Source organism: Actinomyces sp. HMT 175 (genome assembly GCF_016694895.1).
GTDB classification, from domain to species: domain Bacteria; phylum Actinomycetota; class Actinomycetes; order Actinomycetales; family Actinomycetaceae; genus Actinomyces; species Actinomyces oris.
Genome location: NZ_CP068012.1, coordinates 1,275,492 through 1,296,086, shown reverse-complemented (window position 1 = coordinate 1,296,086; position 20,595 = coordinate 1,275,492). Strand labels below are relative to the sequence as shown.

19 protein-coding genes are annotated in these 20,595 nt (G+C 70.1%); 6 read left to right on the top strand and 13 right to left on the bottom strand.

The genetic code is table 11. From position 1 onward, the window contains the following. Positions 1 to 5: 5 nt before the first annotated feature. On the bottom strand, positions 6 to 449 hold the full coding sequence (locus JJJ14_RS05585) for a hypothetical protein (protein WP_201444918.1): 444 nt from the start codon (positions 447 to 449) through the stop codon (positions 6 to 8). A gap of 180 nt (positions 450 to 629) precedes the next feature. Here JJJ14_RS05585 and JJJ14_RS05580 point away from each other — a divergent pair, with 180 nt between their 5' ends. Then, positions 630 to 1,253: a superoxide dismutase gene (locus JJJ14_RS05580; RefSeq protein ID WP_009405978.1), complete on the top strand. Its 624-nt coding sequence runs from the start codon at positions 630 to 632 to the stop codon at positions 1,251 to 1,253. 101 nt (positions 1,254 to 1,354) lie between these two features. On the opposite strand, the gene JJJ14_RS05575 is transcribed toward JJJ14_RS05580, so the two are convergent. From JJJ14_RS05575 to JJJ14_RS05560, 4 genes are all read right to left on the bottom strand, one after another. After that, a complete protein-coding gene (locus tag JJJ14_RS05575) occupies positions 1,355 to 2,347 on the bottom strand; it encodes an FKBP-type peptidyl-prolyl cis-trans isomerase (protein WP_101558284.1) in 993 nt (330 codons plus the stop codon). 40 nt (positions 2,348 to 2,387) lie between these two features. Further along, positions 2,388 to 2,780, bottom strand: a complete 393-nt coding sequence (locus JJJ14_RS05570) for a HesB/IscA family protein (RefSeq protein WP_070510173.1) — start codon at positions 2,778 to 2,780, stop codon at positions 2,388 to 2,390. A gap of 236 nt (positions 2,781 to 3,016) precedes the next feature. Continuing rightward, positions 3,017 to 4,675, bottom strand: a complete 1,659-nt coding sequence (locus tag JJJ14_RS05565) for an ABC-F family ATP-binding cassette domain-containing protein (RefSeq protein ID WP_176747172.1) — start codon at positions 4,673 to 4,675, stop codon at positions 3,017 to 3,019. 48 nt (positions 4,676 to 4,723) lie between these two features. After that, positions 4,724 to 5,380: a hypothetical protein gene (locus JJJ14_RS05560; RefSeq protein WP_201444917.1), complete on the bottom strand. Its 657-nt coding sequence runs from the start codon at positions 5,378 to 5,380 to the stop codon at positions 4,724 to 4,726. Positions 5,381 to 5,755: 375 nt separating this feature from the next. Here JJJ14_RS05560 and JJJ14_RS05555 point away from each other — a divergent pair, with 375 nt between their 5' ends. Further along, positions 5,756 to 7,885, top strand: coding sequence for a glucose PTS transporter subunit IIA (locus JJJ14_RS05555; RefSeq protein WP_201444916.1), 2,130 nt, complete (start codon positions 5,756 to 5,758; stop codon positions 7,883 to 7,885). A gap of 149 nt (positions 7,886 to 8,034) precedes the next feature. On the opposite strand, the gene JJJ14_RS05550 is transcribed toward JJJ14_RS05555, so the two are convergent. The 4 genes from JJJ14_RS05550 to JJJ14_RS05535 form a co-directional block, all read right to left on the bottom strand. Beyond that, complete coding sequence (locus JJJ14_RS05550) at positions 8,035 to 8,895, bottom strand: TrmH family RNA methyltransferase (RefSeq protein ID WP_201444915.1); 861 nt, start codon at positions 8,893 to 8,895, stop codon at positions 8,035 to 8,037. Positions 8,896 to 9,043: 148 nt separating this feature from the next. Continuing rightward, on the bottom strand, positions 9,044 to 10,342 hold the full coding sequence (locus tag JJJ14_RS05545) for an SPFH domain-containing protein (protein ID WP_201444914.1): 1,299 nt from the start codon (positions 10,340 to 10,342) through the stop codon (positions 9,044 to 9,046). Positions 10,343 to 10,403: 61 nt separating this feature from the next. Next, positions 10,404 to 10,871, bottom strand: coding sequence for an NfeD family protein (locus tag JJJ14_RS05540; RefSeq protein WP_201444913.1), 468 nt, complete (start codon positions 10,869 to 10,871; stop codon positions 10,404 to 10,406). Positions 10,872 to 10,977: 106 nt separating this feature from the next. Next, positions 10,978 to 11,799 (bottom strand): ABC transporter ATP-binding protein, encoded by an 822-nt coding sequence (locus JJJ14_RS05535; protein ID WP_004565070.1) that lies wholly within the window; start codon positions 11,797 to 11,799, stop codon positions 10,978 to 10,980. Between the two features lie 121 nt (positions 11,800 to 11,920). Here JJJ14_RS05535 and JJJ14_RS05530 point away from each other — a divergent pair, with 121 nt between their 5' ends. Continuing rightward, positions 11,921 to 12,661: a hypothetical protein gene (locus JJJ14_RS05530; RefSeq protein WP_201444912.1), complete on the top strand. Its 741-nt coding sequence runs from the start codon at positions 11,921 to 11,923 to the stop codon at positions 12,659 to 12,661. 59 nt (positions 12,662 to 12,720) lie between these two features. Here JJJ14_RS05530 and glgA read toward each other — a convergent pair whose 3' ends face one another. After that, positions 12,721 to 13,950 carry a glycogen synthase gene (gene glgA / locus JJJ14_RS05525; protein WP_201444911.1) on the bottom strand — a complete coding sequence of 410 codons (1,230 nt, stop codon included), beginning with the start codon at positions 13,948 to 13,950 and terminating at the stop codon, positions 12,721 to 12,723. Between the two features lie 349 nt (positions 13,951 to 14,299). On the opposite strand from glgA, the gene glgC reads away from it, so the two are divergent. Both glgC and serB read left to right on the top strand, forming a co-directional pair. Further along, entirely contained in the window at positions 14,300 to 15,544 is a 1,245-nt protein-coding gene (gene glgC, locus JJJ14_RS05520) for a glucose-1-phosphate adenylyltransferase (protein ID WP_070512678.1), read from the top strand. 97 nt (positions 15,545 to 15,641) lie between these two features. Continuing rightward, positions 15,642 to 16,352, top strand: a complete 711-nt coding sequence (gene serB / locus JJJ14_RS05515) for a phosphoserine phosphatase SerB (RefSeq protein WP_201444910.1) — start codon at positions 15,642 to 15,644, stop codon at positions 16,350 to 16,352. Positions 16,353 to 16,380: 28 nt separating this feature from the next. On the opposite strand, the gene JJJ14_RS05510 is transcribed toward serB, so the two are convergent. Then, positions 16,381 to 16,881: a SixA phosphatase family protein gene (locus JJJ14_RS05510; RefSeq protein ID WP_201445088.1), complete on the bottom strand. Its 501-nt coding sequence runs from the start codon at positions 16,879 to 16,881 to the stop codon at positions 16,381 to 16,383. An 85-nt stretch (positions 16,882 to 16,966) separates the two neighbouring features. Beyond that, positions 16,967 to 17,695, bottom strand: coding sequence for an SDR family oxidoreductase (locus JJJ14_RS05505; RefSeq protein WP_236592920.1), 729 nt, complete (start codon positions 17,693 to 17,695; stop codon positions 16,967 to 16,969). Between the two features lie 175 nt (positions 17,696 to 17,870). Between JJJ14_RS05505 and dusB the strand changes: the two genes are divergently transcribed. After that, the gene (gene dusB, locus JJJ14_RS05500; protein WP_201444909.1) at positions 17,871 to 19,175 is read left to right on the top strand and encodes a tRNA dihydrouridine synthase DusB; all 1,305 of its coding nucleotides are present in this window, start codon (positions 17,871 to 17,873) and stop codon (positions 19,173 to 19,175) included. A 45-nt stretch (positions 19,176 to 19,220) separates the two neighbouring features. Here dusB and JJJ14_RS05495 read toward each other — a convergent pair whose 3' ends face one another. Further along, positions 19,221 to 20,552 carry a YibE/F family protein gene (locus JJJ14_RS05495; RefSeq protein ID WP_201444908.1) on the bottom strand — a complete coding sequence of 444 codons (1,332 nt, stop codon included), beginning with the start codon at positions 20,550 to 20,552 and terminating at the stop codon, positions 19,221 to 19,223. Positions 20,553 to 20,595 lie beyond the last annotated feature (43 nt).

Genomic DNA, 20,595 nt, shown 5'->3' with positions numbered 1-20,595 from the left:
CGAGCTCAGCCGGCGGGGGTGACGGTGCCGCGGCGGGCGGTGAGGGCCTTGGCGACGCCCTCCTGGAGGCTCAGCGGGTCCAGGGGGCGGGGCACGACGACCTCCGCCTTGGCCCAGGCGGCCAGCCAGTCGTCCTGGGGGCGGGCGGTCAGCAGGACGACGGCGGGGCGCTCGTCGAGCTCGGTGAACAGCTCGTGGGCCAGTCCCATGCCGCCGAGCTTCTTGGCCTCGGCGTCCAGGACCAGTGCGTCGAAGGGCGCCTGGCCCTCCTTCTGGCGGTCCTTGATGGCCATGCGCACGCCCTCGGCGGTGGCCGCCTCGGTCCAGCTCACCAGTGGCAGCCCCTTGGCCGGTCGGCGTCCGACACCGTCGATGACCTCCTGACGCACGGTGGCGTCGTCGGAGAAGACGAGAAGCTCGAGACGGGCGGAAGCAGCCTGGTCGGTCATAGCGGATCCTTCGTGGACGGGTACGGACGGCAGTGTTTCCGCGGTCAGTGTAATCACACGCGGGCTCCCTATCCCTCTTCCGGCGCCACGTCTAGCATGAACCATGTTCAGGACTTCAGTCCTAACGAGCCCTGCTGAGGCGGGACTGAAGCCACCTCACCCACCGAAAGGCAGTCCTTGATGGCCGTGTACACCCTTCCCGAGCTCCCCTACGACTACGCCGCCCTGGAGCCCCACATCTCCGGCAAGATCATGGAGCTCCACCACGACAAGCACCACGCCGCCTACGTCGCCGGCGCCAACGCCGCCCTGGAGGCCCTGGCCGCCGCCCGCGAGTCCGGCGACCTGGCCGCCATCAACCTGTGGGAGAAGAACCTGGCCTTCAACCTGGGCGGCCACACCAACCACTCCATCTTCTGGAAGAACCTCTCCCCCAACGGCGGGGGCCAGCCCGAGGGCGAGCTCGCCGAGGCCATCAAGGACTCCTTCGGCTCCTTCGAGAAGTTCCAGGCGCAGTTCACCGCCACCGCCATGGGCATCCAGGGCTCGGGCTGGGCCGTGCTCGCCTACGACTCCCTCTCCGGAAAGCTCGTCACCTTCCAGCTCTTCGACCAGCAGGGCAACGTGCCCGTGGGCACTATCCCGCTGTTCATGGTGGACATGTGGGAGCACGCCTTCTACCTCGACTACCTCAACGTCAAGGCCGACTACGTCAAGGCCGTCTGGAACATCGCCAACTGGCAGGACGTCTCCGAGCGCCTGGCCGACGCCGTCGCCAAGGCCCAGGGCCTCATCGTCCGCTGACGCTCGGCCCGGACACGCGCCGCACAGGCTTGTGGCCCGCGCCCCTTCACGGGGTGCGGGCCACAGCCTTATCGCGAATGGTTGCCTGAGCGGCTCCGTGCTCAGATGACCTTCTCGACGTCGATCACGAAGATGTACGCCGACTCACGCTTCCCTCCGTTGGAGTTGCCGGGGGCCAGCAGCACGATCCTGGAACCCGCCGGCAGCCCGGCCGCGTTGATCTGCGCGGCCGGCATGGCGCTGGGGGCGTGGTCCTCCCAGGTCGAGCTCCTCGTCGTGCCGTCCCACGAGGTGCGCGACATCTGCACGGCCACCGTGTCGGTCTCCTTGATCGCCTGGCCCTTGCCGCGGGCAACGACGAAGACCTCTGACTGCAGGGGCTCCTCGGCCTGAGGGCCCGCAAGGCCGGCCGCGGGAGCACCCAGGTCCCCGGAGACCGTCACGCCGCGGTCAGAGAGCTTCTTGACCGCCGCGGAGTCGACCGTGGCGTCCTTGGTGGACGGAGTCAGCTCATCGCCCGTGATACGAGCGGTGATGTCGACGACGAAGACGAGCGGCCCGGTCGGCGAGTTCGGGCGAGCCGGATCGGCGGTCTCGCCGTATGCGAGCTTGCCCGGGATCGACAGCTGGACGCGCTCACCGACCTTGTGCCCGGCCAGGCCGCAGGTCCATCCGGGGATGACCCCGGTCAGGCCGAAGGTGACCGGGGCACCCTTCTTGAAGGAGGAGTCGAAAGCCTCCGTTGACCCCCACTTCCAGCCCACGTAGTTGACGGTGACGACGTCGCCCGAGGACACCGCCGGGCCTTCCGCGGCGGTGAGTGTCTTGGAGACGAGGTTGGCAGGCGCCTGCTTCCCCTCACTCCAGGTGACGGTCGGCTCGGCCCCCGCATCGCCTCCGATCGCCGGAAGCGCCTCGGAGTCGGTCTCGATCGTTCCGGCCTCCTGAGCGCAGTCGATGATCGAGCGGGTCAGGGTCGGGGACGCCTGGGCCGACGGCGTGGCGGAGGCGTTCTTGGACGACCCCGAGCAACCGGCCAGCGTGAGGCAGGCGGCCGCGGCCAGGGCGGTCAGGGTCAGGGATGTGCGGCGCACATGAGCTCCTTGAATGAGGGAGGGGCCTGCGCGGGAGGGATCAGTGGAAGGACTCGCCGCAGGCGCAGCTTCCGGCGGCGTTGGGGTTGTCGATGGTGAAGCCCTGCTTCTCGATGGTGTCGGCGAAGTCGATGGTGGCGCCCGACAGGTAGGGCACGCTCATGCGGTCGACAACCACCTCAACGCTAGCCATCTCGTCGCTGCCCGTGGGGAAGGCGCGCACGGCGTCGCCGTCCAGGAGACGCTCGTCGAAGTAGAGCTGGTAGACCAGTCCGGAGCAGCCGCCGGGCTGGACGGCCACGCGCAGGCGCAGGTCGTCGCGCCCCTCCTGGGCCAGGAGGCTGGCGACCTTCGCAGCGGCGGTCTCGGTGAGGATGACCTCGTGCTCGGGGGTCTGGGTGTCAGTGGTCTCGGTCAGGGCGGTCTCTGCCATGCTCATCTCCTGGTCTGGTGTGCCTACGTTCGTCTGCGGCGCCTCGTGCGGAGCCGCTGAAGGTCCTGCGGTGGCTCTCGTGACGAGCGCCTGAAGGATCCACTGGAGCCAACGCTCCAGCTCGATGCCTTGTTCCTGGTGACAACCCTACGCGGTCCGCACCGCAGAGCCGTGGTGAGGGGACTCACTGTGTCCGCCGGCATCAAACCCCGGGGCGAGAGGGAGCGGTCTGCCCCTCAGGCCAGAGCCACCAGCTCGAGGTACTCCGGCCCCCACAGGTCCTCGTCGCCGTCGGGCAGCAGGAGGACCCGGTCGGGGTTGAGGGCCTCGACGGCGCCCTCGTCGTGAGTGACCAGGACGACGGCGCCGGCGAAGGTGCCCAGCGCCCCGAGGATCTCCTCGCGGCTGGCGGGGTCGAGGTTGTTCGTCGGCTCGTCGAGCAGGAGGACGTTGGCACTGGAGACCACGAGCATGGCCAGGGCCAGGCGGGTCTTCTCCCCGCCGGACAGGACCCGGGCGGGCTTGTCGGCGTCCGCGCCCGAGAAGAGGAAGGAGCCCAGGACGCTGCGCACCTGGGTGTCGTCCATGCCGGGGGCGGCGCGGCGCAGGTTCTCCACGACGCTCGCCGCGGTGTCGATGGTCTCGTGCTCCTGGGCGTAGTAGCCGATCTTGAGGCCGTGGCCGGGGATGACCTCACCGGAGTCGGGCTCCTCCACGCCGCCGAGCAGGCGCAGGAGCGTGGTCTTGCCGGCGCCGTTGAGGCCCAGGACCACGACCCGGCTGCCTCGGTCGATGGCCAGGTCGACGCCTGCGAAGACCTCCAGGGAGCCATAGGCCTTGGACAGCCCGGCGGCGCGCAGCGGGGTCTTGCCACAGGGGGCGGGGTCGGGGAAGCGCAGGTGGGCGACCTTCTCCACAGCCGCCTCGTCCTCCAGGTCGGCCATGAGACGTTCGGCCCGCTTGAGCATCTGCTGGGCGGCCACGGCCTTGGTGGCCTTGGCCCGCATCTTCTCCCCCTGGGCGCGCAGGGCGGCGGCCTTCTTCTCGGCGTTGGCGCGCTCCCGACGGCGCCGGTGCTCGTCGTCGGCGCGCTGCTTGAGGTAGGCGTCCCAGCCCAGGTGGTAGACGTCGAGGACCCCGCGGCCGGCGTCGAGGTACATGACCTGGTTGACGGTGTCGCGCAGGAGCTCGACGTCGTGGCTGATGACGATGAAGCCCCCGGCGTAGGTGCGCAGGTGGTCGCGCAGCCACAGGATCGAGTCGTGGTCTAGGTGGTTGGTGGGCTCATCGAGCAGGAGCGTGTCGGGCTGCTGGAACAGGACCCGGGAGAGCTCGACCCGACGGCGCTGGCCACCTGAGAGCGTGCCGATGGGCTGGTCCAGGATGCGGTCGGGCAGGCCCAGGGCGGCACTGATGCGGGCGGCCTCGGAGGCGGCGGCGTAGCCGCCGGCCATGGTGAACTCGTGGTCCAGGCGCGTGTAGCGGTCCAGGGCCTTGGCCTGAGCCTCACCCTCGGTGACGGCGATGCGCTCCTCGGCCTTGCGGATGCGGGCCAGGAGCGCGTCGATGCCGCGGGCCGAGAGGATCCGGTCACGGGCGATCTCGCTGAGGTCCCCGACCTTGGTGTCCTGGGGCAGGTAGCCCACCGAGCTCGTGCAGGTGATGGTGCCCTCGTGTTCGACGGCCTCCAGCCCGTGGCGCTCGTCGGCGTCGTTGACGGCACGGCCGGCGCCCTGGGCCACGGAGGCGGCGGCGAGCAGCTTGGTCATCGTGGTCTTGCCGGCGCCGTTACGACCCACGAGGCCGATGCGCATCCCCTTGTCGACCCGGAAGCCGGCGTGAGCGACGAGCTGGCGAGCACCGATGCGCATGGTGAGGTCCTGGACATTAATCACGCGCGCCATCGTACGGGCCCACCGGTACTGCCCGCCGCAACGGGCCTATCAGTCCCACCACATCCACCAGCCGACCGCGCCGCCGGCCCACTCGGGTCGGGTGCGCACGATGTCGTCGGGAATGCAGCCGGCGTCGAGCTCGTACCGGTCCCTGACCCGCTCCCACAGCGCGGAGCACTGGCAGTCCCGGCTGTGCTCGACGAGGACCTCGTAGCCCTGCAGGTCGGTGTCGGCGACCCACAGGGCCTCGGCGCTCAGCCGCTCGTCCTCCCGCTGGGGGCCGATGCCGTAGCCGCACAGGCGTACCTGCCCGTCCGCTCCGGCGCAGGCGGTCAGCATCGTCTTGAGGCTCGGGGCGAGGTTCTGGCGGTCGCTCAGTGCCGCAGCCGGCAGCCGGTTCAGCAGGTCGGCCGCGGTGGCGGCGTCCATGCCGCGGAAGGGCACGTAGTCGCTCTCCGGGGCGCCCCGGGCATCCAGTCGCAGCGGGCTCTCCCCCGGCAGGCAGCGCGGGGTGTCGAGCCAGGGCTCCAGCAGGCGCCACAGGCCGATGCGCACCGTCCATCCCGGTGGACCGTAGAGCCGCGACAAGTCGGGCGCGGCGGTCGGGGCCGGGACGGGAGGCGGAGTCGTGGTGGGCGGGCGAACCGGGATGTTCGGTAGGACCGGCGATGCCGGCTGTGCGGCCAGGGAGGTCTGCGCGCTCATGTCGAGCTCCTTCGCTTGAGACGGGGTCGGTGTGCCTCAAGCGTGCAAAACCCGCTCCCGTGGTGCACCCACTGACCCGAGCACCTGTGCGCACACCCCGTCTCAACTGCGCAAACACCGACCAGTGGATACCGGGATCGCGCAGATTCTTGGCCATTGTTCGTCTTGGGCCAGGTGCGGGCGCCATCCAGATGGACTGTTCCCTTTTTGTTCTGAGCCGTGAGACAGTACCCTCTTCCTCAACCACCTTTTTGCGCCCGCGCGGCGCACGAGGTGTCAGATCCCCACCACCGAGAGCGAGCCCGTCGAGGACTCGGAGTGCACCGGGGTGCAGCCACCGTCCTCGTCACCTTCGCTCAGTAGGAAAGGGCCCGAATGGCAACCACGACCTCAACCCCTGAGGCAATCCTCGACGCCGTGGGCGGCGCCGAGAACATCATCCATTTCACCCACTGCGCCACCCGACTGCGCTTCGAGCTCAAGGACGCCTCCGGCATCGACAAGGCGGCCGTCGAGGCCATCCCGGGCGTCATGGGCGCCGTTCCCCAGTCCGGGGACCGCTACCAGATCGTCATCGGTGGTGCCGTGCAGAGCGTGTACGACGAGATCAACAGCCTGCCGGCCATGAAGAACCAGGGCGGCTCCTCCGGCTCGGGCCAGTCCGACGCCGACGTCAAGGCCGCCGCCCGGGCCAAGGCCCGCGGCAAGAACGCCTACGTCGACGCCTTCTTCGAGTACCTCTCGGACTCCTTCCGTCCCCTGCTGCCGGCGCTGCTGGGCGCCTCCCTCATCATCGCGGGTGAGGCCATCTGTGAGGCCTTCGGCCTCATCAACACCCACGCGGATGCGGCGGAAAAGCCGGCCACGCTGCTGTTCGTCGACGCCATGTTCCGTGCCGTCTTCTACTTCCTGCCCATCATGGTGGCCTACAACGCCTCCAAGAAGCTCAAGATCGACCCGTGGGTCGGCACCGCGATCATGGCTGCGCTGCTGACCCCGGAGTTCGTCGACCTGGAGAAGCACCCGAGCACGACCTGCATCGACAACGCCACAATCAACTCCAAGCTGTGCACGGCGCACATTGCCGGTCTGCCCATGCAGCTCAACGGCTACGGCGGCCAGGTCTTCGTCCCCCTCATGATGGTCGCCATCCTGGCACTGGTCTACAAGGGGCTGGTCAAGGTCGTTCCGACCAACGTGCAGATGGTCTTCGTGCCCTTCCTGTCCTTCGTCATCATGATGCCGGTGACCGCCTTCCTCATCGGCCCCCTGGGTATCTGGATCGGTACCGGCCTGGGCACGGCCCTGTTCTGGCTGAACTCTCACGCCCCGATCATCTTCGCGATCCTCATCCCCATGGTCTACCCCTTCCTGGTGCCGCTGGGCCTGCACTGGCCGCTCAACGCGCTCATGCTGGCCAACATCGCCTCCGCGGCCACGAACCACACCGACTTCATCCAGGGGCCCATGGGCGCCTGGAACTTCGCCTGCTTCGGCGCCACCGCGGCCGTCCTCGTGTGGTCCTTCCGCGACAAGGACGATGAGATGCGCCAGACCGCCACCGGTGCCCTCTTCGCCGGTCTGCTCGGTGGTATCTCCGAGCCGAGCCTCTACGGTATCCACCTGCGCTTCAAGCGCATCTACCCGTTCATGCTCGTCGGCTGTGCCGTGGGCGGCCTCGTCCAGGGCATCGGCAGCATGCTGGGAGGCATTGAGGGCGTCACGACCACGACCTTCGTCTTCACCTCGCTGCTGACCATCCCGGTCTTCAACCCCATGTGGCTCTACGGCATCTCCGTCGCCGCGGCCTTCGCCACCTCCTTCTTCCTCATCGTCACCTTCGGCTACCGCACCAAGGAGGAGCGGGCCGAGGCGCTCGCCGCAGCGGGCGTCACCAAGGGCGGCAACACCACTGCCTCCGCTCCGGCCCAGGCCGCTGAGACGCCCAAGGCCGGCGCCGCTGCGGCTGCTGCTCCCGTGGAGGAGGGCGACCGGACTGCGAAGGCCCCGACGCCCAAGCCGGCCCTGGTTCCCGGTGCGGTCACTGAGATCGCCTCGCCGCTCAGGGCCACGACCATGGACCTGGACAAGGTTCCCGACCCGGTGTTCTCCTCGGGCGCCGTCGGTCAGGGCGTGGGTCTGGAGCCCCAGGGCGACATCGTCGTCACGGCTCCGGCGGACGGCACCGTCGTCGTGGCCCCGTCCTCGGGGCACGCCTTCGGCATCACCCTGGACAGCGGCGTGGAGATCCTCATCCACGTGGGTCTGGACACCGTCAACCTGGAGGGCCAGGGCTTCGACGTCAAGGTCTCCCAGGGCGACCGCGTCAGCGCGGGCCAGGAGCTCGTCCGCGTGGACCGTTCCGTCATCGAGCAGGCCGGTTACCCGCTGACCACGCCGGTGCTCGTCACCAACACCGCCTCCTTCGCCTCGGTCGAGGTCGTCGGCGGCGACTCGGTGGAGCCCGGCGAGGCCCTCATCAAGGTCACCGCGCCTGAGGCCTGAGCCTGACATGACGCCGCTGACCTGATCGGCTGCAGACACAACGGTGGGGCCGGATCCGTCCACGGACGGATCCGGCCCCATCGTGTTTCTCGCCTGCTACTCGTCCGGCGCGAACCTGCGGCACCGGGCTGCGCGGGCTGCACTCCGGGTCAGGGCAGACGCAGCGCCCAGAAGGCCACAGCCGCGGCGGCCGCCACGTTGAGGGAGTCCACTCCCCCGGCCATGGGGATGCGCACCACCTCGTCGGCCGCGGTGATGGTCCGGTGGGACAGCCCGTCGCCCTCCGTGCCCAGGACGACGGCAACCCGCGAGTCCGGGGCCGTACAGGCCGGTGAGGCCGCGAACTCATCCAGTGCCACGGAAGTGTCCGACAGTGCCAGGGCGGCCACGGTGAAGCCCTGTGCGTGGAGCTCGTCCATGGCGGGCCAGCGCTCGATCCGGGTCCAGGGGACCTGGAAGACGGTGCCCATGGAGACGCGCACGCTGCGCCGGTAGAGGGGGTCCGCGCAGCGCGGAGTGACCAGGACGGCGTCGATCCCCAGGGCGGCCGCGCTGCGGAAGGCGGCCCCCACGTTCGTGTGGTCCACCAGGTCCTCCAGGATCGCGACCCGCCTGGCCCCGGCTCCCCTACGGGCGGCCGCAAGCAGCTCGGAAACTCCGGCGAGCTCGGGCCGGTTCATGGCGGCCAGGGCCCCGCGGTGCAGGTGGAATCCCGTGATGGACTCCAGGACCTCCTCGGGGGCGACGAACACGGGGACCTCACCGCCGTCGTCGTTGCCCCCGCAGCCGGCCGCGGAGGCGATGACCGGGCGCATCTCCTCCAAGTGGCGCGGGGCCATGAGGAAGGAGCGCGGGGCGTGCCCGGCGGCCACGGCGCGCGTGATGACCTTGGAGGACTCGGCCATGTACAGCCCCCGCTGGGTCTCCAGGCGACGGCGCAGCGCCACGTCCGTCAGCCTGGTGTAGTCCGCCAGGCGCTCGTCGGCGCCGTCGGCCAGCTCAATAATCATCGCGTCGTCACCTTCTGGGGCTTTCCCGGTCCAGTACAGCAGTACGGCGGGAAGAATAGGCCGATCATCGTGGATCGCCCACTCCTCCCGCCGCAGCGAGTGTCCCCGGGCCCTCGTCAGGTCCCCCGGGGGTGTGAGGGCAGTCGGCTCAGGCTCCGTAGGGGCCCTGGGGCGCGCCGGGAGGCGTGCCGTAGCCGGGCTGGGCCTGGATGCCGTAACCGCCGCGAGGGGGCACGGAACCGGGCTGGGCCTCCTCGGGGTCGGACACGTGGCTGCCGTGCGCGGCGTGAGACCCCTCGAGGCCGTCGGAGGTCGGGACGCTCACCGTGGCCTCGCCGTCGGCCTCATCCGCGGGAGTCTTCGGGGAGACGCCTGCCTTGGGTGCGGGCTCCTCACTGGCCTCCTGGGAGGCCGACTCGACCTCACCACGGGCCTGGGCGAGGGCCTCCTCGGGGGCCTGGAGACTGGTGCTGGCCAGATCCGAGGCGATCCCCAGGTCGAGCTCGCTACCCGAGAGGTCGACACCGGGACGGGCGGAGTCGTCGTCGGAGTCGTCCGAGCCGCCGGGGCCACCGTCCTTGCCACCGCCCAGGGCGCCGGCGATGCCGTCGAGCGCCGCCGTGAACTCCGTGGGCACGATCCACATCTTGGAGGAGGAGCCGTTGGCGATCTTGGGCAGGGTCTGGAGGTACTGGTAGGCCAGCAGCTTGGAGTCGGCGTTACCGCGGTGGATGGCATCGAAGACCTGAAGGATGGCACGCGACTCACCCTGTGCCTTGAGGATCGCGGACTGCGCCTGGCCCTCGGCGCGCAGGATCGCGGACTGCTTGTCACCCTCGGCCGTGAGGATCTGGGACTGCTTGACACCCTCGGCGGTCAGAATCGCGGCGCGGCGGTCACGCTCGGCGCGCATCTGCTGCTCCATGGAGCCCTGGATGGAGGCCGGCGGGTCGATGGACTTCAGCTCCACGCTGTTGACTCGGATTCCCCAGCGGCCGGTGGCCTGGTCCAGGACGCCGCGCAGCTGGCCGTTGATCTGGTCGCGGCTGGTCAGCGTCTGCTCCAGGTCCATGGAGCCGACGACGTTGCGCAGCGTGGTGACCGTCAGCTGCTCAATGGCCTGCAGGTAGTTGGAGATCTCGTAGGTGGCGCGCATGGGGTCGGTGATCTGGTAGTAGACCACCGAGTCGATGCTCACGACGAGGTTGTCGGAGGTGATGACGGGCTGGGGCGGGAAGGAGACGACCTGCTCACGCAGGTCCATGATGTTGCGCACCCGGTCGATGAAGGGCACCAGGAAGTGCATTCCAGCGCCGTAGGCCGCCTGGAAGCGTCCCAGGCGCTCAACGATGATCGCAGTGCTCTGCTTGACGATCCGCACCGCCCGGAAGATGGCGACGATGACCAGGACGGCCACGAGAAGCAAGATGATGGAGACGAAGGGCACGAGGTTCCTCCTGCAGGGGTTGAACGGGTGGTCAGAACAGTTGGGGCAGGCGCGGGCGGCGTCAAGACGCGGGGGCGGCGGTGGAGGTCGTCACCGGGGCGACCACGGCCACGGCTCCGTCGATCTGGGCCACGGTCACACTCACGCCGGCCTCCAGACGGGTGAGGCCTCCCTGGGCGACGGGAGCCAGGCGGGCGCTCCACTCCTCGCCGCCCAGGCGCACCCGCCCGCCTTCACGGTCGACAGGAGTAATGGTGACGGCAGACCGACCGATGAGGGCCTCGACGTTGGTCTTCATCTGCGGGGTGGCGGCCGCAAGGCGACGCTTGGCCCAGGGGCGCACGGCGAAGAGAAGCAGGATGGAGACGCAGGCGAAAACCACGACCTGCGCCCACACGGGTCCGCCGAGGAAGGATGTCAGCCCTCCTCCCAGCGCACCGCCTGCGATCATGAGGAAGGTGAGATCCGCTGTCATCGTCTCGATGACGACGAGGAGCAGCGCCCCTGCGACCCAGAACAGCCATTCCATGCGAACCTCCTGATGAACGCGGTCGGTGAGTATGTGGTCGGGTGCCGGTCAGGGACGATCACGGATCGATGCGGCCCGCAGCGGCCTTCCCTCCCGGAACCGGTGGTCAGCCCCTGGCCTCGGCGACGCGTCTGCCGTGGCCGGCCGGGAGCCCCCTGGCCGCGTAGCGACCGCGGTCGTAGGTGACCTCCAGCGGCATACCGAAGGTCGTGCTGATCGTGTCCGCGGTGAGGACCTCCTGAAGCGGGCCGGAGCCCACGACCTTTCCCTCACGCAGCGTGAGCGCATGGGTGAAGCCCTCCGGGATCTCCTCCAGGTGGTGGGTCACCAGGACCATGGAGGGCGAGTCGGGCGAGGAGATGATCTCGGTGAGCGCAGCCAGGAGTTGCTCGCGGCCGGCCAGGTCCAGCCCCGAGGCGGGCTCGTCGAGGAAGAGCATCTCCGGGTCCGGCATCAGAGCGCGAGCCAGCTCGACGCGCTTGCGCTCCCCCGATGACAGCGTTCCCCACGACCGGTCGACCAGGTGAGCGGCCCCCAGGGCGCCCAGCAGGGCGTGAGCGCGCTCGAGGTCGAAGTCGTCGTACTCCTCACGCCAGCGCCCAATGCGCCCGTAGGAGGCCGACAGGACCACGCCGAGCACCTTCTCGCCGTTCTGGACGTTGGCGGCCAGGGCCGAGGACAACAGGCCGATACGGGGGTGGAGCTCGGAGACGTCCACGCGACCGAGCCGCTCGGAGAGGATGTCGACCGTGCCGGAGGAGGGGAAGAGCCTGGCCGAGGCGATCCTGGCGATCGTGGTCTTGCCCGCGCCGTTGGATCCCAGCAGCACCCAGTGCTGCCCCTCGTCCACGGTCCAGCTGACGTGACTGAGGATCTGGTGGCTGCCGCGGTGCAGTGAGACGTCGTCGAGGTGGAGGACACTGGTCATGAGGTGATCCTATCGTGACGGTGAGTTCACACAGGGAAGATGTGCAACGAGAGCCGCGCCCCACATGGTGACCGCTCCCCTTCGGGGCTCGCCCCACCACCATTCACTATGGTTGGCCCCCATGGATCCCCTCAACCCGCCTGTCAGCATCGTGCTGGCCCTGTGGGCGCCATCGCCCTCTTCCCACGGCCTGTCGCTCGTTGAAGGCCCCGACGGCGCCCATGACGTCATCGGCAGCGTCGTCACCGGGGGCTCGGACACACCGACTGCTGCCGCCGACGACGATTCAGGACGCGTCAGCCTGGAACGGTGGCTCGCCTCCGCCCGCCCCCTGAGTCGGGTGAGCGCGGTCCTGCCCTCACCGGCCGGCGGCACCGGTACCTGGGGGCTCCTGCCCGACATCGAGGAGGGCGTCGTGCTGGAGGGGGCAGCCGGCCGGGTGCTGCTGGTTCCTGAGGACTCCGGCACCTCGGTGTCCTGGCACGCCGAGCCACTCAGCTCCCCGCTGCCTCCACTGGATGCGGCGCACGCCCGCCGGCAGGTGCACGCCGCCACCGAGGAGGCCATCGAAGCGCTCATCGAGCTCGACCTGGCCCGCGAGCGCCCGGAGATGGCCGACGCCCTCAATGACCTGCTCACCGCGGTGGTGGATCCGCGCCTCGTCCCACCGTGGCTGGCGCGCCGTGATCGGGAGCTGTTGGAGCGCTCCTTGCGCCTGGCGGGGATGTGCGAACTGGCCCTGGACGACGACGGTGCGGCCACGACCGCCCTGCAGGCCCAGCGGCGGGCCGACGTCCTGCGCCCGCTGCTGGCGGTGGCGCGTCACGGTGCCGCTGCGGCCACCGAGTGGTGGGCCCGGTAGAGGGGGGCGCACCACTCGGTGGCGTATCGGTGGGGTAGCCGAGCGGGAACGGATCCCGCTCAGCCCTGGGACAGGACCCAGTTGTAGACGTCCATGGTGCGCTGGGCGATGGCCTCCCAGGCGAAGTGCTCCTCGACGCGGCGTCGGGCGGCCTGCCCCATGGCCTCGGCCGCCTCGGTGTCGGTGACCAGGGTGGTGAGGCGCTCGGCCAGGTCGGCCTCGAAGCGGGCCGGGTCGATGGGGGTGCCGGTGCCGTCCTGGACCTGCTCGATGGGCACGAGCAGGCCGGTCTCGCCGTCGACGACGACGTCGGGGATGCCGCCGGTGGCTGAGCCGACGACCGGCAGGCCCACGGCCATGGCCTCGAGGTTGACGATGCCCAGGGGCTCGTAGACGGAGGGGCACACGAAGACGTCGGAGGCGGCCAGCACGGCGATGAGCTCGGGACGCGGCAGCATCTCCTCGATCCAGACCACGCCGGTGCGCTTCTCGCGCAGGCGGGCCACGAGGCCCTCGACCTCGGCCTTGATCTCGGGGGTGTCGGGGGCGCCGGCGCACAGGATGACCTGGACGTCCGCGGGCAGCTGCTCGCAGGCGCGCAGCAGGTGCGGCAGGCCCTTCTGTCGGGTGATGCGTCCGACGAAGACGATGGTGGGGCGGTCGGGGTCGATGCCCAGGCGCTTGAGGGTGGCGGCGGCCGCGGCGTCGGCCTCCTGGCCCTGCGGGTGCTTCCAGGCCTCGAGGTCGATGCCGTTGTGGACGACCTTGACGCGCTCGGGGTCGACGGCCGGGTAGCAGCGCAGGATGTCTTCGCGCATGCCGTTGGAGACCGCGATGATCCCGGAGGCGGCCTCGTAGGCGGTCTTCTCCGCCCAGGAGGACAGGGCGTAGCCGCCGCCGAGCTGCTCGGCCTTCCAGGGGCGCAGGGGCTCCAGGGAGTGGGCGCTGATGACGTGGGGGACGCCGTGGAGGAGGCCGGCCAGGTGCCCGGCGAGGTTGGCGTACCAGGTGTGGGAGTGGACGAGGTCGGTTCCCTCGGTGCCCTGGGCCATCTCCAGGTCGACTCCGAAGGTGCGCAGGGCGGCGTTGGCGCCGTCGAGCTCGGCGATCTCGGGGTAGCCGGTGACGCCGTCGTCGGCGCCCTCGGTGCCGGGCTCGCGGGGGCCGCCGAAGGCGTGGACGCGGACGTCGGCCAGGGGACGCAGGACCTTGGCGAGCTCGTTGACGTGGACTCCGGCGCCGCCGTAGATGAAGGGTGGGTACTCCTTGGTCAGCAGGTCGACCCTCATGGGTGTGCCTCTCCTCTGTCTGATGGATGGACTGACCGCGCCTTCCTCGGCGCAGGACGGGCGCCTGCGGTGGGGCGGGCGCCACACCCGACGTTATACGCACACGGGGCCCGGTGGGACCGTTCAGCGCCGGTGGTTTCCACCGACTCTCCTGCGAGGGGGCGGCGGCATCCGCTCCGCAGTGGAGGCGGGGATACTCGTGCGTGAGGCGTCGGGGACCGGGTCAGGACGAGTCGCCCGGTGCTCGATCGTCCTGAACGATGCCTCAGGCAACGATTCGGTGGAGAACCTACCCGTAATGTGACCCATTTGGCCCCGCGGGCCCCTCGAGCAACGTAAGGTGGGCCACATGGCTCAACCTCGTGTTCTCGCAATCGTCCTCGCCGGTGGCGAGGGCAAGCGCCTCATGCCCTTGACCGTCGATCGCGCCAAGCCGGCCGTGCCCTTCGGCGGCATCTACCGCCTCATCGACTTCTCCCTGTCCAACATGATTAACTCCGGCTTCCTCAAGGTCGTGGTGCTCACCCAGTACAAGTCCCACTCGCTGGACCGTCACATCTCCAAGACGTGGCGCATGTCCGACATGCTGGGCAACTACATCGCGCCGGTGCCGGCCCAGCAGCGCGTGGGCAAGCACTGGTTCCTGGGGAGCGCCGACGCGATCTACCAGTCCCTCAACCTGCTCGACGACGAGCGGCCGGACTATGTGGTCATCACCGGTGCGGACAACATCTACCGCATGGACTTCTCCCAGATGCTGGACCACCACATCGCCTCCGGTCTGCCCTGCACTGTCGCGGGCATCCGTCAGCCCCGGTCCCTGGCGGACCAGTTCGGCGTCATCGAGACCGACCCGTCCGACCGCGGCAGGATCAAGGCCTTCGTGGAGAAGCCCGCGGAGACCCCCGGTCTGCCGGACTCCCCCGATGAGGTCCTGGCCTCGATGGGCAACTACATCATGGACGCCAACGCGCTCCTGGAGGCGGTGACGGTCGACGCCGCCGACGAGACCTCCAAGCACGACATGGGCGGCAGCATCGTGCCCTGGTTCGTCAACCAGGGGGCGGCCGGCGTCTACGACTTCAAGGACAACGACGTGCCGGGCTCCTCCGAGCGCGACCGCGACTACTGGCGCGACGTGGGTACGGTGGACGCCTTCTTCGAGGCGCACCAGGACCTCATCTCAGTGACCCCCGTGTTCAACCTGTACAACGACCGCTGGCCGCTGTTCGCCGGCTACCAGGCCGCGATGCCTCCGGCCAAGTTCGTCTACGGCCACCACGAGCGCCTGGGGCACGCGGTCGACTCGATCGTCTCGCCGGGCGTCATCGTCTCCGGCGGTGAGGTGATCTCCTCGGTCCTGTCCCCCGGTGTGCGCGTCAATTCCTGGTCCTCGGTGCGCGAGTCCGTCATCATGGACGGAGCCGAGGTGGGCCGTAACACCGTCGTCAACCGCGCAATCCTGGACAAGTACGTCAAGGTCGAGGAGGGCGCCATGGTGGGGATCGACCCCGAGCACGACCGCGAGCGGGGCTTCACCGTGACCGAGTCCGGCATCACGGTGGTGGCCAAGGGACAGATCGTCACCCGCTGACCGCAGGCTCACCGCCTTTGCAGTGCGCGCCGTCGCCCGAGTCTCCGGGCGACGGCGCGCAGTCTTCGCCTGCCGGCTCGCCCACTAGCATGGAGCCATGAGTGACACCTCTCGACACCGTGCCGGCGACTCCGCGGACCTCAGTGGGGCGCTGAGCGAGGGCCCCTTAGTGACTGAGGGCCCCGGCCTGCTGGTCATGGACGTGGACTCCACCCTCATCGAGCAGGAGGTCATCGAGCTCATTGCCGAGCGCGCCGGGACCCGTGAGCTGGTCGCCGAGGTCACGGCCCGGGCGATGCGCGGCGAGCTGGACTTCGCGGCCTCCCTGCGCGAGCGGGTGGCGACGCTGGCCGGTGTCCCCCAGGGGGTCTTCGCGGAGGTCCTGGCCGAGGTGCGCCCCACTCAGGGCGCGGCCGAGCTCATTGAGGCGCTGCACGCACGCGGCTGCCGGGTGGGGGTCGTCTCGGGCGGTTTTGAGGAGGTCGTGGTGCCTCTGGCCGAGCGGCTGGGCATCGACCACGTGGCGGCCAACCGCCTGGAGGTGGTCGAGGGCCGTCTCACCGGTCGGGTACTGGGGCGGATCGTGGACCGTCAGGAGAAGGTCCGCTGCCTGATCGCCTGGGCCCGACAGGACGGCGTGCCCATGGAGCGCACCATCGCAGTGGGTGACGGGGCCAACGACCTGGGCATGCTGGAGGCCGCGGGGCTGGGGGTGGCGTTCTGCGCCAAGCCGGTGGTCGTTGAGCAGGCCGACGCGGCCATCCACGTGCGTGACCTGCGCGCCGTCCTGCAGCTGATCGGGGGCTGACCGGCTGCGGTTTCGGGAAGGTCCGGCCTCAGTCGCGCTTGCGGGCGGTGAAGATCTCCCGGATGCGGGCGCCCTTGGGCTCCAGGTCCGCCCAAGTGCCGGGGACGTCGATGATGACGGCGGTGGCCGTGGGCACCCCGAAGGAGATCTGGGAGGCCAGGTCGTCGTCGGTGTCGTGGAGGATGTGGGCGAGCACGGAGATCGTGGGCTCGTGTCCGACGACAATGACCGTCCTGGCATCGGCACCGTCTTCGGCCAGAACCTTGAGGATGCCGTTGGGGCCCAGGTTGTAGATCTCCTCGCGCACGAGGGTGTCGGTGGGCTCGAGGCGGTCGCGGATGGGGCGGGCGGTCTCGCGGGCCCGGGCCGCCGGGGAGACCAGCAGCAGGTCGGTGGTCTCCAGGCGCTTGCGCAGCTCCTTGGCCAGCAGGCCGGCCAGGGCCGTGCCCTTGGGGGTCAGAGGACGTTCCAGGTCGGTGACGGCGTCGTGAGAGGCCTTGGAGTGTCGGACGAGCACGAGCCGGCGCATGGGATCCGTTGTCACGTCTCTACCCTACGGCACCGCGGCGCTGCCCGGATACGGTCCCGACGACGTCTCGCGCCCCGCCGTGCGCCTAGCGCCCCATGCCCAGGCCGCCGTCGACGCCGAGGATCGCGCCGGTGATGTAGGCGGCCGCGGGAGAGGCCAGGAAGAGGACGGGGCCGGCGATGTCGGTGACGTCGGCGAAGCGCCCCAGGGGGATCTGCTCGAGGTAGGCGGTGCGGATGTGGTCGGGCAGGGAGGCGGTCATCGCCGTGGTGACGAAGCCGGGGGCGACGGCGTTGACGGTGATGCCGCGCGGTGCGAGCTCTCGGGCCAGGGAGCGGGTCAGCCCCTCCACACCGCCCTTGGCGGCGCCGTAGGCCGACAGGCCCACGCCTCCGCGTGCGGCGATGGCCGAGGAGACCAGGACGATGCGCCCCTTGCGGGCCCGCATCATGGCTGGTGTCACGGCACGCACGGTGTTGAAGGTGCCGGTCAGGTCCGCGGAGATGACCTCGTCCCACATCTGGGAGGAGGTACGGGCCGCCAGGGACTCCCGGTTGATGCCGGCCGAGGCCACGAGGACCTCGATGGGGCCGTGCGCCTCGGTGGCGTCGGCCAGGGCGTCGGCCAGGGCGTCAGGGTCGGTGACGTCGGCGGCCAGGGCCAGGGCGCCGTCGGGGGCCTCACCGGAGCGGGAGATGCCCGCCACCCGGTCGCCCTGTGCCAGGAACGCCTTCGTAACCGCCTCCCCGATCCCCCGGGAGGCTCCGGTCACGACGACGGAACGCGATATCGACGGCTCGGTCTCTTCGTTCATCAGCACAAGCACACAAAGTAACGCGCATCAGCACTCGCCATCAGCGATTCGTCATACGCTGATACTGATCCGTCCCTGTTACTTCCTTCACAAGTGGTCTATACCTGCGCCTGTTCCGGGTCGCGGGGCGGGACCGGTCACGGCCCTGGCACCCGCCGTGTGTCAGCATGTCGGGGTGACGACGAGTGAGACCTCCCCCCGCCTCCCCGACGCCTGGGCCTCGGGCCGCGCGCCCGCGCCGCTGCGCATCGGGCCACTGGTGGTGCCCACCCCCGTCGAGCTCGCCCCCATGGCCGGAGTCACCAACGCCTCCTTCCGCCGCCTCTGCCGGGAGATGGCCGAGGCGGCCCTGCCGGAGTCGCTGAGGCCCTCCTGTCCCGGTCCGCTGCCCACGTTCGACGGCGGCCTGCTGGCCCCGGCGGGCCTGTACGTCACGGAGATGGTCACCACCCGAGCCCTGGTGGAGCGCAACGAGCGCACTCTGGCGATGGTGCGCACCGACCCGGCCGAGAGGGTGCGTTCCATCCAGCTCTACGGGGTCGATCCGGCCACGGTGGGGGCCGCGGTGCGGATCCTGGTGGAGGAGGATCTGGCCGACCACATCGACTTGAACTTCGGCTGCCCGGTCCCCAAGGTGACCCGCAAGGGCGGCGGGGCGGCGCTGCCGTGGAAACGAGACCTGCTGGCGGCGATCCTCACCGAGGCGGTGCGTGCCAGTGAGGCCGCCGTCAGCGCCGCCGGGCGGGCACGGCAGGTGCCGGTGACCATGAAGATGCGCCTGGGCATCGACGAGGAGCACGAGACCTTCCTCGACGCCGCCCGCGCCGCCCAGAACGCCGGGATCGCCGCCGTGGCCCTGCACGCCCGCAGCGCGCGCCAGCACTACTCGGGCCAGGCCCGCTGGGAGGAGATCGCCCGACTCAAGGAGGCCACTGACCTGCCGGTGCTCGGCAACGGGGACGTCTGGCTGGGCGACGACGCGGTGCGCATGATGGAGGCCACCGGCTGCGACGGCGTCGTCGTGGGCCGTGGCTGCCAGGGGCGGCCCTGGCTGTTCGCCGACATCGTGGCGGCCATGCACGGCTCGCCGACGCGCACCCACCCGGACCTGGACGCCGTCATCGAGGTGATCCGTCGCCACGGGCGGATGCTGGCCGAGGAGATGGGTGAGGACCGGGGGGTGCGCGACCTGCGCAAGCACGTGGGCTGGTACCTCAAGGGCTACCCGGTCGGCGGCGCGGCGCGCGCCGACCTCATGGGGATCCGGAGTCTCGATGAGCTCGACGCCGGCCTGGCGCGGATGCGCTCGCGCCTGCCCGAGGTCGTGGACTACCCCGGCGGCATCGTCGAGGGCCCCCGAGGGCGGGCGGGCAGCCCCAAGACTCCCCGTCTGCCCGACGGCTGGCTGGACTCCCCCACCCTGGACGCGGCCCACCGCGAGATGCTCAGCCAGGCCGAGTCCGACGTCTCCGGCGGCTGAGACGGTGGTCCGCCGGGTCCTTGAGACCGGTCATCGGCTGCTCGTCTACTCGTCGAGGACCGGGGTGACGCGGCACAGGGCCGCCGCGATCGCCGTCGTCGCCGGGATCGCCAGGACCAGACCGATGGAGGAGATGAGGGTGCGCACGATCTCCTCGGCGATCTCACCCGAGAGCATGGTGTCCAGCACGGCCCGGTCCATGAGGGCGGCGGCCAGAATGAGCGGCAGCGCCGTGCCCGCGTAGGCGAAGGCCAGGGTGTAGACGGTCGAGGCGATATGGTCCCGACCGATCCTCATCCCGCCGGTGAACAGGCGTGTGCGCGACAGCAGCGGGTTGACGGCGTGCAGCTCCCACACCGAGGAGGCCTGGGTGATGGTGACGTCGTTGAGGACGCCGAGCCCGGCGATGACCATGCCGCAGGTCAGCAGCGTCTGCAGATCGATATGCGTGCGCGAGGCAAGTAGGCGGGCGGTCTCGTCAACATCGCCGGTCAGGTGGGCGGCATCGGTCCCCCACAGGGCCAGCAGCACGGTCAGCACGATGCCGGCCACCGTTCCCAGCAGGGCGGTCGTGGTGCGGATGGACACGCCGTGAGCCACGTAGACGGCCGCCAGCATCATCGCCATCGATCCGACCAGGGTCACCGCCAGCGGGTGGGAGCCGGCCAGGAGCGCCGGGATCATGAAGAAGGCGAGCACGCCGGTGGCCACCAGCAGGCCCAGGACGCTCAGGACGCCCTTGCGCCCGGCCACGGCGACGACGAGTACGAGGTAGACGACCGCCAGGGCGCCGACCGGGAGCTGACGCTGGTAGTCGATGAAGGAGTAGGGGGAGCCGGACAGGATGGCCTGGGGCGAGTAGAGGACGACGAGCCGGTCGCCGGCGTGGGCGAGCTTGCGGGGCTCACCCACCAGCTGGACCGGCATGACCAGGCCCTTGCCCTCCCCCTCGGTGATGCGGGCGCACACGTGGCCCTTGGCGAACTCCTCGGGCTTGACGCCGTTAACCTCCGTCAGGGCGCTCACCGAGCTCTGACAGCCAGACAGGTCCGTGGAGGTGATGGTGGCCTTGCCCACCGAGCCGCCCTCGGCAGTGAAGGAGCGCGAGCCGATCAGTGAGCTCTTTCCGGGCCAGAGCACGAACAGCCCGACGACGGTGGCCAGGACCAGGGCGCCGACGATGGCACCGAGCACGATCCGCACCCGGCGGGCCTCCCCCGCATCTAGGTCCAGGGGCCCGGAGTGGGAGTGGGAGTGGCCGCTACTGCTGTGACGGCCGTGGCCCCTGCTGTCCCGGCCCTCCTCGGCCGGCGGCTCGGGAAGGCTCTCGGCGGGGACGGACTCGTTGCTCGGGGAGGTCGAGTTGGTGCTCACCACCCCATCATGCCCGCCCCGTGTCCCTGAGGTGAGCCAGGGACAC

Bases quoted from the DNA above. Each gene is read 5' to 3' on its own strand.
- JJJ14_RS05560 (WP_201444917.1), bottom strand. From the start codon at position 5,380: ATGAGCGCGCAGACCTCCCTGGCCGCACAGCCGGCATCGCCGGTCCTA.
- JJJ14_RS05555 (WP_201444916.1), top strand. From the start codon at position 5,756: ATGGCAACCACGACCTCAACCCCTGAGGCAATCCTCGACGCCGTGGGC.
- glgC (WP_070512678.1), top strand. From the start codon at position 14,300: ATGGCTCAACCTCGTGTTCTCGCAATCGTCCTCGCCGGTGGCGAGGGC.
- JJJ14_RS05530 (WP_201444912.1), top strand. From the start codon at position 11,921: ATGGATCCCCTCAACCCGCCTGTCAGCATCGTGCTGGCCCTGTGGGCG.
- glgA (WP_201444911.1), bottom strand. From the start codon at position 13,950: ATGAGGGTCGACCTGCTGACCAAGGAGTACCCACCCTTCATCTACGGC.
- JJJ14_RS05540 (WP_201444913.1), bottom strand. From the start codon at position 10,871: ATGGAATGGCTGTTCTGGGTCGCAGGGGCGCTGCTCCTCGTCGTCATC.
- JJJ14_RS05570 (WP_070510173.1), bottom strand. From the start codon at position 2,780: ATGGCAGAGACCGCCCTGACCGAGACCACTGACACCCAGACCCCCGAG.
- JJJ14_RS05585 (WP_201444918.1), bottom strand. From the start codon at position 449: ATGACCGACCAGGCTGCTTCCGCCCGTCTCGAGCTTCTCGTCTTCTCC.
- JJJ14_RS05550 (WP_201444915.1), bottom strand. From the start codon at position 8,895: ATGATTATTGAGCTGGCCGACGGCGCCGACGAGCGCCTGGCGGACTAC.
- JJJ14_RS05535 (WP_004565070.1), bottom strand. From the start codon at position 11,799: ATGACCAGTGTCCTCCACCTCGACGACGTCTCACTGCACCGCGGCAGC.
- JJJ14_RS05510 (WP_201445088.1), bottom strand. From the start codon at position 16,881: ATGCGCCGGCTCGTGCTCGTCCGACACTCCAAGGCCTCTCACGACGCC.
- JJJ14_RS05505 (WP_236592920.1), bottom strand. From the start codon at position 17,695: ATGAACGAAGAGACCGAGCCGTCGATATCGCGTTCCGTCGTCGTGACC.
- JJJ14_RS05580 (WP_009405978.1), top strand. From the start codon at position 630: ATGGCCGTGTACACCCTTCCCGAGCTCCCCTACGACTACGCCGCCCTG.
- serB (WP_201444910.1), top strand. From the start codon at position 15,642: ATGAGTGACACCTCTCGACACCGTGCCGGCGACTCCGCGGACCTCAGT.